A 16,162-nucleotide genomic window follows, 5' to 3' on the forward strand; every position below is an offset into this window, starting at 1 on the left:
GGAGCGCGGCGGCGGACCCGATCAGCAAGCCGCCGCCGATCGCCATCAATGGCGTCATCGTATCCACGACTTTCGTCTCCGCTTAGAGCTGGTTGAGCGGGAGCTTGAGGTAGCTGACGCCGTTTTCGTCGGGCTCGGGCATCCGACCGCCGCGCATGTTGACCTGGATCGACGGCAGGATGAGCTTCGGCATCGAGAGGGTCGAGTCGCGCTGCGTACGCATCTCGACGAAGTCATCCTCGCTGACGCCCTCATGCACGTGGACGTTAGCGGTCCGCTCGGCGAGCATCGTCGTCTCCCAGACATATTCGTCGCGGTTCGGCGCCTTGTAGTCGTGACAGAGAAACACGCGGCTCTGGTCCGGCAGCTTCATCAGTCGGCGAACCGAGCGATAGAGCTGCCGAGCGTCGCCGCCGGGAAAGTCCGCCCGTGCCGAACCGTAGTCGGGCATAAACATGGTATCTCCGGTCAAGACTGCGTCCCCGATGATGTAGGCCATGTCAGCCGGAGTATGCCCGGGGACGTGGAGCGCGATCAGGGGAATCTCGCCGATCATCAGCTTGTCCCCATCGACGAGCAGGCGGTCAAACTGCGAGCCATCGCGGGCGAAGCGGGTGCCTTCGTTGAAGATCTTGCCAAACACGTTCTGGACAGTGACGATCTCGGCGCCGATCACGAGCTTCCCGCCCAGCCTCTCCTGGAGATAAGGCGCGGCCGACAGGTGATCGGCGTGGGCGTGCGTCTCGAGTAGCCACTCGACCTTAAGCCCTTCGGCTTCGACATAGGCGGTGATCGCATCGGCGGACTCGAAGCTCGTCCGTCCCGACGCCTGATCGAAGTCGAGCACGCTGTCGATGATCGCCGCGACCTTGGTCGCGGGATCGTGCACGACGTAGCTGGCCGTAAAGGTCGGCTCATCGAAGAATCCCTTCACGTGCGGGGTTCGAATTTTTCCCTGCAGCACCGCCTCCACCTGAAGGGCAGCGCGGTGGAGGTTGATGTCCTTTTCCATGATCAATTTCCCTTGGCTCCAGTGGCGCTCTCCCGCCCAAGGTCCGGGCAGAAGAGGTCATGGAGAAGCGCGAGCAGCTGCTCTGCCTTCGGATCGCAGACGCGATAGAAGACCGTCTGGGCCTCCTTGCGGGTGGCAACGAGCCCTTCCTCGCGCAGCTTGGCGAGGTGTTGCGACAGAGCGGACTGGCTGAGACCCACAAGTTCGGTGAGATCACCGGCGGACATCTCGCCTGCCTCGGCGAGATAGCAGAGCACCAGCAGGCGCGGCTCGCTGGCCAAAGCCTTCAACAAGCCCACTGCCTCGGCGGCGTGACGGCTGAACTGGTTGACGAGATCAGACTGCATCACATTCTCCATTAGAGAAGACTTATTTAGCTTCGTCTAATGGGAATTCAAGGGATTAGGGACTATGCGGAGGCAGCCTCGGTTTGCAGGCTTTGGATCACTCGGGAAAGGCGTTGGCGCACCTCACTCGCGGCCTCAACCAGCTGGGGGTTTTCGATGGCCTGCATGGACGCGACAGGATCAATCGCCGCGACCTCACTGCTACCATCCGCCCGAGCTTGCACTACGACATTGCAGGGAAGCATGGTTCCTACCTTATCCTCGAGCTTCAGCGCCTCGTGAGCCAAGGCAGGATTGCAGGCGCCCAGGATGGTGTAGGGACGGAAGTCGACCCCGATCTTCGTCTTTAGCGCCTCCTGGATGTCGATCCGGCTAATGATCTCGAAGCCCTCTTCCTTGAGGGCAGCCTCGGTTCTCGCGATCGTCTCTTCGAACGACAGCGGCAGCGTTGTGGCGATGTAGTAGGCCATGGTTCAGTCCAGTCGCACAAGAGCGAACACGACCGCGAAACGTTCCCTTCAACGTCCGAATACGGGCGGCGCAATGGAAAGCCTGGATGACCGACATGGGCGCGACGCGGAAGCGCACGTTGGCGGTGAGAGATTGCGAGTTTGATCACGATATGCTCGGTCCGCCCCTCCCTCGCCCGAGCGTCCAGTTGATCCCGTCGCCGCGCAGGATGCCCGACACGCTTTTGCCGACATGGCGCTCCAGCACCGGCCGCCAGGGCACGAGCGTGAACTCACGCGACCGTTCGATCAAAGCGTGGCGGCCGCTCGTCATCTCCACCGCCCGCCGCAATGTCCCGTCGATCCGTTCGCCCGGCTTCGCCTCCACGAACGGCAGACCCAATTCGTCGGAGAGCTGCCCCGCGACCCGGAGCAGCTCGCGCCGGCGCAGCGCCTCCACCATGCCGGCGCGATAGACCGTGGCCCCGCTGTGGCTCTCGGCAAGCCCCTCGGCCATCAGCCATTGCCGGCGCAGAGCCTGCGCGGCGCGTACTTCCCGTCCAAATCCGCAATCCCTGACCGGCTCCGCCGCATCGGCAACGAGCTCCCGGTCGAGCCAGGTCGCCGCCTCGGCCCGCGGCAGCCGCTCGAGCGGCACCGGCGACAATGTCTCGACGATGACCGGCCGGTCCCGAAGCTGGCGCGCCTCGAACGCCTCCGCGCGCTCGAGATGGTCGGACGCTATGATCCAGCTGCCGTCCGGCGCGCGCTCGGCGGCGCGCGTCAGGCGCCGCATCGCTTCCAGCCGCCGGACATGGGTTTCGGCGAAGGCCTGGCTGGCCCCTGGATCGTGGCGAAGGTGCGCGTCGACGTCGTAGCGGCCCCCATTGGCCGCGGCGACCTCGGCGATCGTCCGGTCGGCTTGCCGCACCCCGCCGCCGCGCGACGCGATCCGGACGATCGCGCCCTCGGCCAGAGGCTCCACCGCTTCACCCTTGCCGATGGCGACATAATGGCAGCGGCCGTCGATCCCATCGACGATCAGATAGTGTCGATCGCGAAGCTCGTCCGACAGGCCGCGCATCACGACGCGGCCGACGAGGGGGCGCATCGCTCCGGGCTCATGGATGACGCGGTCGGCCAGGGGCCGGTCCAGCTTCCGCGCGCCAAGTGCGCGCTGCATGGTCCGGATGATGTCGCCGCGCTCGCCCATATCGCGCAAGGCGGTCTCCATCCCCTCGGCGAGCCGCCAGCGGCCGCCGCCAAGCTCCTCGGCCAGGCCGAGCCTGCCCAGCTTCTGCAGGCGGCCGGCGCGAAGGGACTGCCGAAAGGCATCGCGGTCGCCGGCGGCCACCGTCCGCCGCTCGTCCGCATCGCGCAGCAGCTGGCGGTCGACGGCGGTCAGCCGCTCCGCGCCGACGTCCCGGCGCAGCCGCTGCTCGATTTCCAGGTCGGTGCGCGGGCCGAGATCGAGGGTGACGAGCTGGGCCGCGCGCTCGCGCAGCCCGTGCGCGATATATTCACGGGCAATGACCAGATTCTCGCCTCGATCGTCGCGCCCACGCAGCATGATGTGGCTGTGCGGGTGCCCGGTGTTGAAATGGTCGACCGCCACCCAGTCGAGCTTCGTCCCGAGATCCGCCTCCATCTGCGTCATCAGCCGCCGCACGAACGGTTTCAGGTCGGAATATTGATCCGCGTCCTCGGCCGAGACGATGAAGCGGAACTGGTGGCGATCCTCGCCGCAGCGCTCCAGGAAGGCCTTGCCGTCGGCGACATCCTCCGCGCGTGAGTAGAGCCGACCCGGCTCCCCCTCGCGCGTGACGCCGTCGCGCTGGATATAGCGCAGGTGCGCGCCCGCCCCGGTCAACGCCTTGCCGGCGAGCCTGACGAGCCGGGCCTTCACCACCACCCGGCGCGCGCGCAGCCCGGCATGGCGATCGCGGCCCGAGAGCAGCCGGCCAATGCCGGCGCCCCGCCCGATCCTGCTTCCGTCGAACCGGCGGTTGCGGACGCCGGTCCGGCCTCCCGCGCGACGCGCGGCGATGACGACCAGAGCGAGATATTTGCGGCCGCGGCCGCCCTTCTTGCGCGTGCGCCCAAGCCGTGGCTCGAAATCGAATTCGTCGGTCGGCAGGTTCAGGATCCTCGGCGAAGGCTTGGGCCGCCCGATGTGGCGCATGACGTTCGAGCCCACAGCTGCGTCTCCGACGAACGCCGCCGCTGGAATAGCCCGCCCGGGCGCGCCCCGTTGGTTGTTGCCCGGTTCCGTTCAACGGCTTGCGGTCAGGGCGCGCTCTTTGCACAGCTTAGGCTTAGTGGTAGGAAACCTCGGACATTATGCGCATACATCCGAGGAATCATATCATGCTCACAGAGAGGGCGCCCCCTCACCGCGACCGCATAGTCGAGCTGCTGAGCCGGCGCGGCATGGCGCGGCTGTCGGAGCTCCTGGCCACCGGCGCCACCGCCACCGCCGTTTCGCGCCTGGAGCGAGAGGGCACGATCCTGCGGCTCGGCCGCGGGCTCTACCAGCTTCCCGATGCGCCTTTCGAGGAGCATCATGCCCTGGCCGAAGCCGCCAAGCTCGTGCCGAAAGGCGTCGTCTGCCTCGTCTCGGCCCTCTCTTATCATGAGCTCACCGACCGAATGCCCCGCATGGTCTGGATGGCGATCGGCGGCAAGGACTGGCGCCCGAAAATCACCCATCCCCCGATCAGGTTCGTGCGCTTTCCCGCGAAGAGCCTTGCGCACCATGTCGAGACCCAGCCGATCGAGGGGGTCGAAGTGCGGCTCACGACGCCAGCGAGAACCGTCGTCGACCTCTTCAAATATCGGCGCACGGTCGGTCAGGACCTCGCCATCGAGGGGCTCAAGGAAGTCCTCAGGACCCGCAAGGGCACACCCGCGCAGATACACGCCATCGCCAGCGAGATGGGGCAGGCGCGCGCCATCCGCCCCTATCTCGAGACGCTGGCTCACGATGGCTAAGGATATCCGCAACATGGGCGCCTCGGTGCGGGGACGCCTGCTCAACCTCTCGCGCGAGACCGGCCAGAACTATAATCTGCTGCTGACGCGCTACGCGCTCGAGCGGCTCCTCTACCGGCTGACCCAGACCAGCCATGGAGACAGGTTCGTCCTCAAGGGCGCGATGCTGCTCACGACCTGGTTCGACGATCCCTACCGGCCCACGCGCGACATCGACCTGCTCGGCTTCGGCGATCCCGAGCCGGAGGCGATGCTCGAGATCTTCCGCGAAATCTGCTCGGTCGAGCTCGATGACGGCGTCGAGTTCGATCGCGACGCCCTCAAGGTCACGGCCAATCGCGAAGACCTCGCTTATGGCGGCCTTCGCCTCCAGACCTACGCGCTGATCGGCGGAGCAAGGCTGCGCATCATCGTCGACGTCGGCTTCGGGGATGCGATCGAGCCCGGGCTCGAGCCGCTCGAACTGCCGGTGCTGCTCGACCAGCCGGCCCCGAAGCTGCGCGCCTATGCGCGCGAAACCGTAGTGGCCGAGAACTTCCAGGCGATGGTGACGATCGGCCAGGCCAATACCCGCCTCAAGGACTATTACGACCTCTGGGTGCTCTCCCAAAGCCACGCGTTCGACGAGGAGCGGCTGGCCAGGGCCATCGCTGCGACCTTCGAGCGCCGCGAAACGCCGCTTCCCATCGAGCTTCCGGACGGCCTCAAGCCCAGTTTCTCCGAGGACGAAGCCAAGGTCGCGCAGTGGCGCGCGTTCGTCGCGGACGTCGCGGTCGATCCGGGAGACCTCAAAACGGTCGCTATGGACCTGGCAAAGTTCCTCATGCCGGCCGCGCTGGCAGCCGCCGCGCTCGCCACTTTCAGGAATCCCTAGACGGACGCCTTATCGAGAGCCCACCCAGCGATCTCGTCCACGACCTCGGCCATCCAGAGCGGCAGGATCGCGCTCACCGACGCCATCTCCTCCCGACAGTCAGGGGGCAGCTTCAGCGAAGACAATGCCTCGCGTCCCTTGGTCGGCCCGAGCCAGGCGAGCGCGCGCACCGCCTCCCCCGCCAGACCTTCCGGCAAGCTTCTAACCAGCGATAGTTGCCCCATGAGGATGTGACGCATTCTGACCGAGCCCGCCGCTCGGCTTGCGATCCCTCGCGCCGGGACTAGAAGGGAGCGATCGCCCTCCTGTGACCGGAAGGCGCGGCGGACAGGACAATCAGCAGGCCGCTGCCGACGCGCCGGACAAGCCCGGCTCGTCCGAAAGGCCGACGAGAACATGGCGGGAACAACGTGCTTGCTCGGCGCGGGCGATCGCGTCTAGGTGCTGCTGTGCGTGCGACCAATGCGCTGGTGTTCACCATAGGGACTGTAGATGGCCAAGAATGAGAAGGACACGGCTGAGGAGAGCAGTCAGGCGGTGCCTGAACTGGATCTGTTCACCCGCATCACCGAGCAGCTCAAGGAGGAGAAAGGCGGCCCGGTAGCGCTTCCCTCCGAGCCGGACGATATTGGCGGCGAACTGATCTCAATCCTGTCGAAGGGCCTTTACACTAACCCTCTCGACTGCCTTCGAGAATATGCTCAGAACGGCGTCGACGCGCGAGCCACCACGATCACCATCAAGATCACCGGCAACACGGTGATGATCTTCGACGACGGCGCCGGCATGGGTCTGGCGGACCTCCTTGAGGCGAAGAAGTTCGGCCTCTCGCCCAAGTCGATCAGCGAGCACGTCGGATTCCGCGGGATTGGCATCTATTCTGGTTTCGATCTCTGCCGCCAGCTGGTGATCAAGTCCACCTGCGTCGGTGACACGTCGATCTATGTCTTGTCCTTCGCCTTCGCCGCGATGAAGGCGCAGCTGGACAAAGAACGACAGCAGACCGGGGCAACAGAGCGAACGTCGCTGCTTGATCTTCTCACAAAGCATACGACCGTCGCCAGGCGAGAGGGCGAAGCGGTCCTCGACGAGCATTACACGTCGGTCGAGCTGCGCGACATTCAACCGGAGCATATCGCGCTCCTTTCGGACCGCGTGCGGCTGCGGGAATATCTGCTCCAGAACCTGCCGATCGCGTTCGCGCCTAGCTTTTCGCACGGTGCCGCGATTGACACCAAGCTGCGCACACATGTCCCGGGCTACAGCCCAATCGTGGTGAAGCTCCAGCTCGCCGGGCAGCGCGAGGAAATCGTTCAAAAATATGGCCCCAGCCCTGCCCAAATCGCTGAACGCGCCGAGGCGGAAAAGGCCAGGAATGAGGGCGATGCGGCGCTACCGACATTATCGCTGAACCTGCGGCTGGGCGACCCCGAGTTTCGGACGATCTCCAACAAAACCGGGCAGCAAATCGGCTTCTATTGGGCTTGCCTGAACAAAGAGCGCGGGCGCCTCGAACCGAGTGCAACCACGCCGCAATATGAAGGCTTCATCTACAAGGTGAAGGGATTTTCGATCGGCGACCGCAACAAGCTGAGAGGACGCTTTCCAAGGCCGCAACTCTATCCCTGGTTCACGGGAGAAGTCTATGTCATCGACCCGAACGTCGTCCCCAATGCGGAGCGGAACGATTTCGAAACAAGCACCGCGAAGCAGACGCTAGAGTTTGCGCTCCAGGAGGACTTCAGGATTTATCTGAAGCCACTCGCGGAGACATTCCAAGCCCAAGAGAAGGCCGCCGACGCGATCAAGAAACAGGCGGACCAGCTGGCTGCATTGGAACGAGACTTTAGCGCGCCGGCAGGGTCGGAGACCATCCTCCACGAGGATCTGTTGGATAGGATCACGTCCGTCTCCAATATGATCGACGACCTCAAGAAACGTAAGAGGGCGGCAAAGCCCGAAGACGCGCAACGCGCGGATGCGCTGACGGTACGAGCGAAGTCCCTCAAACAATCCTTGGTGAAGCTCGTCCAAAACCCAGGCTCTGAGGTCAGCAAGAGGCGACGCGAGGCCAACACAGAGCGAACCGAGAGTCCCGCCGGCGGCGGCGATCCCGAGGCGGCGACGAAAATCCTGACGCTCGACGAGGTTTTCGCCAGCGCCGGCTGGGATATTGATCCCGGCCGCGCCGAACTCGTGTCGATCATGCAGAGCGCCATCGAGGATCTCTTCGGGAGCGGCTCTCCGGACTATCAGCGGTTCATCGCCTACGTCGCCGACCGGCTGAATGAAGCCACCGATCTTCCCTAGGCCGAGGCGAACATGGCTTTTGCCGATTCCGAGAACAAGAAGGTCGTGCGCGACCATTGGGATTTGCCGATCCTGACACGGTGGTCGTCGGGGATTGCGCGAAAGCTGACCTATTTCGGCCTGACCGGGCCACGAATGCTGGATCTCTTGGCTTGGTCAGCGGTCCTCGACCGTCGCCGCGACGCTGTCGAGGAGATGCCCAAGGCAAAGGCCAAGCGGGAACAGGCCGACGAGGCGGCGGCGCAGCTGCAGGAGAGTGCGTTGCGCCACGGCCTCGCGGACGGGCTGGAGATCCTCAGGGGCGATGTCGGCGATGTGATCGTCGACGGGGTCGATGCTCTCGGCATCAGGCCGCAGATGAGCGATTTACAGCCGGCCGAGCGGGCCCGCTTTTCCTATGACCTGCACAATCTGGATTTCGATGGCGGCCTCGGCTTCATCGTCAAGCGCACGGGCGAAGCGCCGCGCGTGGACGCGATCAAGAAGCTGATCGAGCGGCAGAAGGGCCACAGTTTCGTCCTGATGCTTACGGTCAACGTGCGCAACACGTTGGGCCCGAATATCGAAGACTATCTCGAAAGGCTGAACCGGCAGCCGGCGGGCGATATGATCGGATGGTATCAGGCACGGGGCGATGGTGAGGTCGATTATCGATTGAAGGCCGTGATTCCGATCCTGGTTCGAGCGGCCGCTGAAACCGCCGGTTTTGTGTCTCGCTGCCACCCGCCAGTGCGCTATATCGGCCATGAGTCCGCCCGAATGGTCCATTTCTGCTTCGAGCTGACTACCGAAGACAAAATATTCGGCGGCGTAAGTCCGCAGCAGGACGGGCAGCTCCTTCAGCTTCCCATGCTCGAAGCCATCGACGGGCTGATCGGGCTCGCCAGCCTGCAGCACTCGTCCTGCGACATTGCCGCAGCGATTCCCGATATCGCATTTCTGGCGCCCGACCGGGCGAGCGGACAATTGGCCGAGCTGCTGAAGGGCGGTTCGCCGTGACCGCTTTCAGGGTCGCGCGGCGCGGGTGCCGGCCAATCAGGCAGGCTCGGCACCATGGCTGAGCGGTCGAAAATCGAATGGACCGATGCGACCTGGAACCCGGTCACGGGCTGCACCAAGATCACGTCCGGATGCGATCATTGCTATGCCGAGCGCTTCGCCGAGCGGTTCCGCGGCGTTTCCGGGCATCCGTTCGAGAACGGATTCGATCTGACGCTACGCCCGAAACGTCTCGCCGAGCCTCTGCGGTGGAAAGCGCCGCGCATGATCTTCGTGAATTCGATGAGCGATCTGTTCCACAAAGACCTTCCATGGCCCTACATCGACCGGGTTTTCGCGACCATGGAGGCTGCCGACTGGCATATCTTCCAGGTCCTGACGAAGCGCAGCTCGATCATGCGCGATTACCTGCGCAGCCGCTATGGCAGCGGCATTGTCCCTAGCCACATCTGGTGCGGCGTGTCGGTCGAGGACGAGCGGTCGGCATCGCGTGTCGAGCATCTGCGACAGGCGCCGGCGAATGTCCGCTTCCTTTCGGCGGAGCCCTTGCTTGGTCCAGTCGGCTCGATTCACCTGGCCGACATTGCCTGGGTCATTGCTGGCGGAGAATCGGGACCGCGAGCGAGGCCGATGGATATCTCGTGGGTACGCCAGCTCCGCGATTCCTGCGCGTCGCAGAAAATCCCCTTCTTCTTCAAGCAATGGGGAGGCTTCAGGCCAAAAGCCGGTGGCCGCGAGTTGGACGGGCGCACTTGGGACGAGTTTCCTGACCATATTAGGCAGCGCGCTCTGATTTGACCGTAAACTGCCGCACCCTCCCACCGGCGCTTTGCGACAAACCGTGCCCGGGACGCGATCGGTCGTTGTGGCATAGCTGGCGCCATGAGCCTCCCGGCTGCACAAACTGCATTCGCGGAATGCAAATCGGAGACCGGGGTGGCTAAAGGGGTGGAGTTGATATGCCTGCAGGGCCAATCCGGTCAACGACCGATCCTGACCGGGTCTGCATCGGCACGCGAGCTCGCCGCGATCAGCTTCGCCGACGTGCTGGATGAAACTTCGGGGCGCGGCTACCAGCGCCGGCTCAACGTTCAGCATAGCCTGGATTTTCGGCGCTACATTCAGCGGCCCGGCAGCACGACGATCTCCCTCACCTTCAACCTTCGCGAAGGCGCAAGCTCAACATGCGACCTTGAAGAGCTCGGCGGCGGATTGGTGCGGCTTCGGATAGCTGCCGGAACGCAGGCTTTGGCCCAAGTCGACTGCCAGCATCGGCTCGGCCACCTTGCCGACCTCGACGTTCCCCTGCCCTTCATGATCTTCCTGGGCCTAACTGAGCGCGAGGAGATGGAGGTTTTCGGGGTCATCAACGGCAAGGCCAAGGGCCTGTCGTCGAGCCTGCTCGACTATCATCAAGCGGTCCTGTGCGACGACCTGGCCCGCGACAGGCCGGAAATCTATGTCGCGCTGCTGCTCCGCAATGAGCCTTCCTCGCCTTGGCACGGCCAGCTGGATCTCGGAGGCAACAGCTTCTCCGGAATGGGTCGTCGGGCCTCGCTAAGGACCATGCAAAAGGCGCTGAAGCGGTTCGTCCCCGAGGCTCTCGCAAAGACCGAAGGCGACACTGACGCGGCGGCCGCGTTGGCCCTCGACTTCTGGAAGGCGGTAGCCGCCGTTCTCCACACTGAGTGGGCCGCGCCGCGACGCCACATGATCACAAAGGGGGTCGGCGTGTACGCCCTGACCCAAATCGCCGCCGACCTGGTCGCGGAGCTCCCGCCGGCCGCTGGCAATGCGCGCCGACATTTCGAAGCGCGACTCTCTGACTTCGCGCCAGCCTTCGACTGGTCAAGCACAGGGCCCTTGCGCGGCCTCGGCGGTGAAGCCGGAGTGGTGGCGGCGATCTCGATGCTCCGCCAGGCCCGCCAGCGCTCCAACCTGAGGCTGGTCAATGGCTGAGCGCAACATCCTGCTGATCGAGCCGGGCTATAAGAACAAATACCCGCCGCTGGGGCTGATGAAGATCGCTCAATATCACGGGCCGCGCGGCAAGGGAGACCGCGTTCGCTTCATCAAGGGCGAGGACCACTCCGTCCTCGAGGAGGCCTGGGACCGGATCTACGTCACGACCTTGTTCAGCTTCGAATATGCCAAGACCGGCCAGGCGATTGATTTCGCATTGCGCGCGGCGAACGGGCACAGCGAACGCGTGTTCGTCGGGGGAATCGCCGCCTCGCTTATGCACGAACGTTTCCTCGACGAGCCGCGGTGGCACGGTGTTCGCTTCATTCGCGGCCTGCTGAGTTCCCCACCGGCCGTCGCGCTCCAGCTGGATGAATTTTCAGGCGATCTCTATGCCGACGATCTCGACGGCACCCCGATCGAAGACCTAATTCCCGACTACGATATTCTCGATCAGATCGATTACAAATATCCCGTCCACGACGCTTATTTTGCCTACACCTCACGCGGCTGCATTCGCAAATGCCACTTCTGCGGCGTGCCCAAGCTCGAAGGTGCCCAGCGAGACACCGATTCCCTGACAGCGGTCGTCCGCGAGATTGAGCGGATCTACGGTCCGAAGAAGGACCTGATCCTTATGGACAACAACGTTGTCGCCAGCGGCCGCTTCAAGGAAATCATGGCCGAGATCCGGGACCTGGGCTTCACGCCGGGCGCGACGCTCAAGCGTGCGAACCAGCGGACGGCGGTCAAGCGGCGCGTCGATTTCAACCAGGGCGTGGACGCGCGCATCCTGTGCAAAGACCCGATGTACCTGCGCGAACTGGCTTCCGTATGCCTGAAGCCACTGCGGATCGCCTTCGATCATCTTGGCGTGAAGGGGCCCTATGAGCGCGCCGTCCGCCACGCGCATGACGCGGGGATCTACGAGCTGTCGAACTACATGCTCTACAACTTCCACGACGATCCCAACGATCTGTTCGAGCGAATGCGCCTCAACGTGGCCTTGAACGAGGAGCTGGGCGTCCGAATTTGGTCGTTCCCGATGCGCTATCAGCCTACCGACCGGCCTGATCGCGGACATATCGGTGCCCGGTGGACGCGATATCAGCTCCGCTCGATGCAGATCATCCTGCAGGCGACCCATGGCGTCGTGAGTGGGGAGCCCGAGTTTTTCAAGCGGGCGTTCGGCGACACGGCTGAGGATTTTCTCCGGATCCTCGCCATGCCGCATGACTTCATATTCAATCGCGACTGGTATGAGGCTCGGGACGGCAGACCTCTTCTGGAGGAGTACCAGGCCGAGGCCGCGAGCCTGAGCGACGATGAGCGTGACGAGCTCTTGGGCCTGCTCTCCTCTTGCGATCCACGCCATTTCGCCGACCTGCCGGAGCGGGCGGAGTCGCAAAAGGTCGCCTCCATCCTGAGATTCTACGTTCCAGTCCCCAAGCCGGAACTTTTCCGCATTTGGGAGGAACAAAGAGCGCGCATTGCAGCGTCGAGTGATGCCGTAAGCACCCTGGCCGATGACGAGCGAGTCGAGGACGCCGGCCTCGAGGATGAACCTCAGCCGATGGTGAAGCGGTTCGCGGCATGAGCACGAGGCCGAACTCTGCCCGGGCGGCAACCGCTGCTCCGAGATCCCTTTCGCGCGATGAGGTGGTCGTCGGCCGTGACGTGATCGAATTGCTGTCGAGCGGCATGTATACTGATCCGCTCACCATCTACCGTGAATATATCCAGAATGCGGCGGACTCGATCGACCGGGCCCGGGCAGACGGCATGCTCGCATCGGACGAAGGCGAAGTCATGCTTCGCGTCGACCAGTCGACGCGCACCGTCACGATCACCGATAACGGCGCCGGCATTTCCAAGCGGGATTTCGTCCGCCGGCTGGCATCGCTCGGTGCAAGCTCCAAGCGTGGACTGGGCGAGCGGGGCTTCAGGGGCGTCGGGCGGTTGTCGGGCCTTGCCTATGTTCAGGCCTTGGTGTTCCGGACGCGAACCGCTCCTGGGCCCATGCTCGAGCTTCGCTGGGACTGCCGGCGGCTGCGCGCGCTCATGCGGATCGCCGACGGCCCACCCGATGTCGCGGCTCTCATGGCCGAGGTCGTGACGCTCGCCGAGGTCGAGGCACAGGACAAGCCGGAGCGCTTCTTCGAGGTCGAGCTCTCCGGAGTTTCCCGTGTCCGTGGCGATCGGCTCATGAACCCGGCCCTTATCGAGCAATATCTCTCCCAGGTCGCGCCTGTGGCATTCGCAGACGACTTCTCACATGGGCGGGAGATCGAGGCCGTGCTCGCTGCGGCGGGGATTCGGCTCGGAAATATCGGCTTGACGGTCAATGGCGCTATCGTGCGCCGGCCCTATCGCGACACCTTCGAGCTCTCGCCGGGCCGAACGGTCGCTCATGAGGATGTCGAATTCTTCGAGTTGATCAGCACGGATGAGCGCGTGGCCGCGGTCGGATGGCTTCTTCATCATGCCTATGAGGGAGCCCTGCCGAACGACACCCTGATCAAAGGACTAAGGGCGCGGGTCGGGAACATCCAGATCGGAGAACCCAATCTCCTCGACGAGCTGTTTCCGGAGCCGAGATTCAACTCGTGGACCGTGGGCGAAGTGCATGTCCTCGATGCGCGCATCGTCCCCAACGGCCGGCGGGACGGCTTCGAGCAAGACGCTCATTTCTCCAACCTGGCAAACAGGCTCGCGCCGATTGCGCGCGCAGTCAGCCGGCGGTGTCGAACGAGCTCGGCGCAGCGCCGCAACGTGCGCGATATCGAGGTTGCTCTTTCAGACGCGGAAACGACGATCGGAAAGCTCGAACAAAATGCGGTCGGAGATGCTGCCTGGATAAGCTTGTCGACGAGCGCCTCCCGATCCATCGCGCGGGCCGAGCTCAGCGCTGGACGCGAAGGGATCGACGAGCGACCGCGGCAGCAGCTGCTCGAGCGGCTTGAGCGGGTGAAAGAGCGCTTGGCTGGTCTGGACGCGCTGACCCCGTCGGCTCAGCCGCTTGCCAGACTCCCAAAGGCGCAGCGCCGCATCTATGAGCATATCATTGAGCTCATCTATGATTGCTCCCCCGATCAAGCGGGCGCGACCGCGCTTGTTTCAAGGATTCTCGGTAGGCTCGCCGATACGCGCTGAGGAGCGCGCCGCCCGAAGAGGACCTGGGACATCTCGCCCGCTCAGCCGTAGATCGTCGACCGCTGCACCAGTTCGATAAATTGATCGGACATTCCCGCGATCCGCTCCACAAACCGGGGCCGCAACATCGTCACCGCTTCGCTTTCGCGGAAGAACCGACCGACCTTGGGGTCGCGCTGCAGGTGCGTCAGTTCCATCAGCACCGCGTAGGGGCCGGCGACGGCCTGCTCGTCGAGAAATTGATCGAGCTCATTCAAAAAGGCGGGAAGCAACTCCGTCTTGAACTTGTAGAGGCTGAGCATCTTCTCGCCCGGCTCCACCCATAGCGGCCAAGCGACCCAGGCGTGGACGAACCAGTCGTCCCGGACGAACAGGCGAGACCCGCCTTTTCCGTCGCCGCCGACCGCGAACGCCTCGTGGCCGCCTTCACAGCCCTTGAACAGGATTCGGGCGCGGTCATCGAAGCTTGGCGCAATTGAGCGCCAGTGCGCGTCCTGCGAGAAATGGGGATGAACGGGATCGAAAAAGGCGCGCGGCACGATCCCGAATTGCAGGACGGGTCCGCGCTCGGTCATTTTCCCGGTCCCGGCCAGCCGATCCGATTCCTCGCGAGTCAGGGCGACGGTCCTGTCCAGCCACTCCTTCTCCTCCACGAAATAGCTTCGCAATTCCGCCGGCGAGATCGGACGATTCTGCGCGGCCGTTCGGATCAGGAAGGCTCCACTATGCCTTGCTTGAAAGGGCCCGTTGCGATGGGCGGAGATTTCAAGGTCGAGGACGAACCCGTCCACAAGATCGAGACAGTGAAAACGAATATCGAGCGGTGTCGGGTCGATGCCGTCCTGCAGGATGGAAATGGTCCGACGACCCAAGGCGTCGCGATCCCCCGCGATCGGCCGAAACCCGGCAAAGCGGCCCTCGCTCTCGTCGACGCCGACCAGGATCGTGCCACCGCCCCGGTTCAAGAAGGCGACGACATCGTCGACCAGGCGCTGTCGTCCCGTCACGTCGTCGAGATTGAGCTGACGCTTGAAGTCGAGCCGCTCGTTCTCGACGAAATCGCCGCGCGCGATGGCATCGACCGTCGGCCGCCCGCCGGCCGCCGCATTGCTGGGTCCGCCTCGTGTCTTCAAAGCACGTCCTGCCTTTCGCCCTCAATTCGGAGACATCATAGCCGGAGCACCGATGCTTTCGAGGCCCTAGCGCTCAACAGGTTTCAGACGCTCCGCATCGATCCGAGCGAAGAGCGCACGCATGCTCTCATCGCGTTGAACGGCGCGAAACCAACCCGCATCCGGGTCACCGAAGCGCTCGATCGTCGCTTCGCGCATGCTTTGTCTCATCCAGCCATCCTCATAGAGCTCCACGCTAAGCATGCCGGGATCCGCCGCGACCAATGCCAGTTGCTCAGTGCTCTTGGTGCGCGCGGAAATGCCTTCTCCCTCCTCGTCGATCTCGTCGAGCGGAAGCCTGCAATGGTCGTGCGGCCCTTGAACGATCAGTTGCAGGCCGTTCGGCATGCCCGGCCTGGGCGGCGGACCGCTGCCCATTTCTCCCAGCGTGACATGACTTTCGACGCTGCGCAGGCGAGGACTCGTGTCGAGCATGTCGCGCGCCCAGCCGAAGTCGTCGGTAGCCGAGTAGAGAAACCGGCTGCTCTGCGTGAGCTGGCGCCGATTGAGAGAGGCGACGGCGCCGTCGTCCAGCTCGACCGGAAGGCCGGCGCGCAAGGCGTCGCGGACTCGGAGCATGCGCGCGCGCCTTTCAGGATCGACCTCGGCTTGGTCGAGCGCCTCATATCGCGCCACGTTCGTCGGGCAGATCAGGTTGAGCGACAAATCGGGCGCGATCGGCATGCCGACGATGACGCCGTGCGAGGAGAGGCCGACATCGCCATATGGGAAAGGATTGGAACGCGAAACCGGATGGTCGGAAATGATGAGACGCTCGCGGCCGGCCGGCGCGAACACGGCGGGGACCAGCCGGAGCAATGATCTGGCGTGATCGCCCCGCTCGAGAAAGGTTCTGGCCGCGCCCAGCCGGAGCGCGGCATCAGACGGCATCG

At 64.0% G+C, this 16,162-nt stretch carries 15 protein-coding genes; 8 read left to right on the forward strand and 7 right to left on the reverse strand.

Features of this window, described 5'->3' with window-relative positions:
- Window positions 1–82 precede the first annotated feature (82 nt).
- The 4 genes from ACT4N8_RS02215 to rlxS form a co-directional block, all read right to left on the reverse strand.
- A complete protein-coding gene (locus ACT4N8_RS02215) occupies window positions 83–1,012 on the reverse strand; it encodes an MBL fold metallo-hydrolase (RefSeq protein WP_444856505.1) in 930 nt (309 codons plus the stop codon).
- Window positions 1,013–1,014: 2 nt separating this feature from the next.
- A complete protein-coding gene (locus ACT4N8_RS02220) occupies window positions 1,015–1,359 on the reverse strand; it encodes an ArsR/SmtB family transcription factor (RefSeq protein WP_444856506.1) in 345 nt (114 codons plus the stop codon).
- Window positions 1,360–1,421: 62 nt separating this feature from the next.
- Window positions 1,422–1,829, reverse strand: coding sequence for a DUF302 domain-containing protein (locus ACT4N8_RS02225; RefSeq protein WP_444856507.1), 408 nt, complete (start codon window positions 1,827–1,829; stop codon window positions 1,422–1,424).
- 145 nt (window positions 1,830–1,974) lie between these two features.
- Entirely contained in the window at window positions 1,975–3,990 is a 2,016-nt protein-coding gene (gene rlxS, locus ACT4N8_RS02230) for a relaxase/mobilization nuclease RlxS (RefSeq protein ID WP_444856519.1), read from the reverse strand.
- Between the two features lie 185 nt (window positions 3,991–4,175).
- Here rlxS and ACT4N8_RS02235 point away from each other — a divergent pair, with 185 nt between their 5' ends.
- Together ACT4N8_RS02235 and ACT4N8_RS02240 are read left to right on the forward strand one after the other, a co-directional pair.
- The gene (locus ACT4N8_RS02235) at window positions 4,176–4,799 is read left to right on the forward strand and encodes a type IV toxin-antitoxin system AbiEi family antitoxin domain-containing protein (protein ID WP_444856508.1); all 624 of its coding nucleotides are present in this window, start codon (window positions 4,176–4,178) and stop codon (window positions 4,797–4,799) included.
- A complete protein-coding gene (locus ACT4N8_RS02240; RefSeq protein ID WP_444856509.1) occupies window positions 4,792–5,673 on the forward strand; it encodes a nucleotidyl transferase AbiEii/AbiGii toxin family protein in 882 nt (293 codons plus the stop codon). Before ACT4N8_RS02235 ends, ACT4N8_RS02240 begins: the two co-directional genes overlap by 8 nt.
- On the opposite strand, the gene ACT4N8_RS02245 is transcribed toward ACT4N8_RS02240, so the two are convergent.
- Window positions 5,670–5,912, reverse strand: coding sequence for a hypothetical protein (locus tag ACT4N8_RS02245; RefSeq protein ID WP_444856510.1), 243 nt, complete (start codon window positions 5,910–5,912; stop codon window positions 5,670–5,672). The genes ACT4N8_RS02240 and ACT4N8_RS02245 overlap by 4 nt on opposite strands.
- Before the next feature lie 253 nt (window positions 5,913–6,165).
- On the opposite strand from ACT4N8_RS02245, the gene ACT4N8_RS02250 reads away from it, so the two are divergent.
- The 6 genes from ACT4N8_RS02250 to ACT4N8_RS02275 all read left to right on the forward strand — a co-directional run bounded on the left by ACT4N8_RS02250 (window position 6,166) and on the right by ACT4N8_RS02275 (window position 14,097).
- Window positions 6,166–7,983 (forward strand): ATP-binding protein, encoded by a 1,818-nt coding sequence (locus tag ACT4N8_RS02250; protein ID WP_444856511.1) that lies wholly within the window; start codon window positions 6,166–6,168, stop codon window positions 7,981–7,983.
- A 12-nt stretch (window positions 7,984–7,995) separates the two neighbouring features.
- Window positions 7,996–8,982 carry a hypothetical protein gene (locus tag ACT4N8_RS02255; RefSeq protein ID WP_444856512.1) on the forward strand — a complete coding sequence of 329 codons (987 nt, stop codon included), beginning with the start codon at window positions 7,996–7,998 and terminating at the stop codon, window positions 8,980–8,982.
- 54 nt (window positions 8,983–9,036) lie between these two features.
- The gene (locus tag ACT4N8_RS02260; RefSeq protein WP_444856513.1) at window positions 9,037–9,780 is read left to right on the forward strand and encodes a DUF5131 family protein; all 744 of its coding nucleotides are present in this window, start codon (window positions 9,037–9,039) and stop codon (window positions 9,778–9,780) included.
- A gap of 84 nt (window positions 9,781–9,864) precedes the next feature.
- A complete protein-coding gene (locus ACT4N8_RS02265) occupies window positions 9,865–10,941 on the forward strand; it encodes a DGQHR domain-containing protein (RefSeq protein ID WP_444856514.1) in 1,077 nt (358 codons plus the stop codon).
- Window positions 10,934–12,541, forward strand: a complete 1,608-nt coding sequence (locus ACT4N8_RS02270; protein WP_444856515.1) for a radical SAM protein — start codon at window positions 10,934–10,936, stop codon at window positions 12,539–12,541. The genes ACT4N8_RS02265 and ACT4N8_RS02270 overlap by 8 nt, the downstream gene beginning before the upstream one ends.
- 62 nt (window positions 12,542–12,603) lie before the next feature.
- On the forward strand, window positions 12,604–14,097 hold the full coding sequence (locus ACT4N8_RS02275; RefSeq protein ID WP_444856516.1) for an ATP-binding protein: 1,494 nt from the start codon (window positions 12,604–12,606) through the stop codon (window positions 14,095–14,097).
- Between the two features lie 41 nt (window positions 14,098–14,138).
- Here ACT4N8_RS02275 and ACT4N8_RS02280 read toward each other — a convergent pair whose 3' ends face one another.
- Together ACT4N8_RS02280 and ACT4N8_RS02285 are read right to left on the reverse strand one after the other, a co-directional pair.
- Window positions 14,139–15,230 carry an AlbA family DNA-binding domain-containing protein gene (locus ACT4N8_RS02280; RefSeq protein WP_444856517.1) on the reverse strand — a complete coding sequence of 364 codons (1,092 nt, stop codon included), beginning with the start codon at window positions 15,228–15,230 and terminating at the stop codon, window positions 14,139–14,141.
- 66 nt (window positions 15,231–15,296) lie between these two features.
- A complete protein-coding gene (locus ACT4N8_RS02285; RefSeq protein WP_444856518.1) occupies window positions 15,297–16,067 on the reverse strand; it encodes a hypothetical protein in 771 nt (256 codons plus the stop codon).
- Window positions 16,068–16,162 lie beyond the last annotated feature (95 nt).

Origin of the sequence: Sphingosinicella sp. (assembly GCF_052387495.1) — a bacterium.
GTDB lineage: Bacteria > Pseudomonadota > Alphaproteobacteria > Sphingomonadales > Sphingomonadaceae > Allosphingosinicella.

Bases quoted from the DNA above. Each gene is read 5' to 3' on its own strand.
- ACT4N8_RS02215 (WP_444856505.1), bottom strand. From the start codon at position 1,012: ATGGAAAAGGACATCAACCTCCACCGCGCTGCCCTTCAGGTGGAGGCG.
- ACT4N8_RS02255 (WP_444856512.1), top strand. From the start codon at position 7,996: ATGGCTTTTGCCGATTCCGAGAACAAGAAGGTCGTGCGCGACCATTGG.
- ACT4N8_RS02220 (WP_444856506.1), bottom strand. From the start codon at position 1,359: ATGCAGTCTGATCTCGTCAACCAGTTCAGCCGTCACGCCGCCGAGGCA.
- ACT4N8_RS02260 (WP_444856513.1), top strand. From the start codon at position 9,037: ATGGCTGAGCGGTCGAAAATCGAATGGACCGATGCGACCTGGAACCCG.
- ACT4N8_RS02240 (WP_444856509.1), top strand. From the start codon at position 4,792: ATGGCTAAGGATATCCGCAACATGGGCGCCTCGGTGCGGGGACGCCTG.
- ACT4N8_RS02245 (WP_444856510.1), bottom strand. From the start codon at position 5,912: ATGCGTCACATCCTCATGGGGCAACTATCGCTGGTTAGAAGCTTGCCG.
- ACT4N8_RS02265 (WP_444856514.1), top strand. From the start codon at position 9,865: ATGAGCCTCCCGGCTGCACAAACTGCATTCGCGGAATGCAAATCGGAG.
- ACT4N8_RS02225 (WP_444856507.1), bottom strand. From the start codon at position 1,829: ATGGCCTACTACATCGCCACAACGCTGCCGCTGTCGTTCGAAGAGACG.
- rlxS (WP_444856519.1), bottom strand. From the start codon at position 3,990: ATGCGCCACATCGGGCGGCCCAAGCCTTCGCCGAGGATCCTGAACCTG.
- ACT4N8_RS02250 (WP_444856511.1), top strand. From the start codon at position 6,166: ATGGCCAAGAATGAGAAGGACACGGCTGAGGAGAGCAGTCAGGCGGTG.
- ACT4N8_RS02270 (WP_444856515.1), top strand. From the start codon at position 10,934: ATGGCTGAGCGCAACATCCTGCTGATCGAGCCGGGCTATAAGAACAAA.
- ACT4N8_RS02235 (WP_444856508.1), top strand. From the start codon at position 4,176: ATGCTCACAGAGAGGGCGCCCCCTCACCGCGACCGCATAGTCGAGCTG.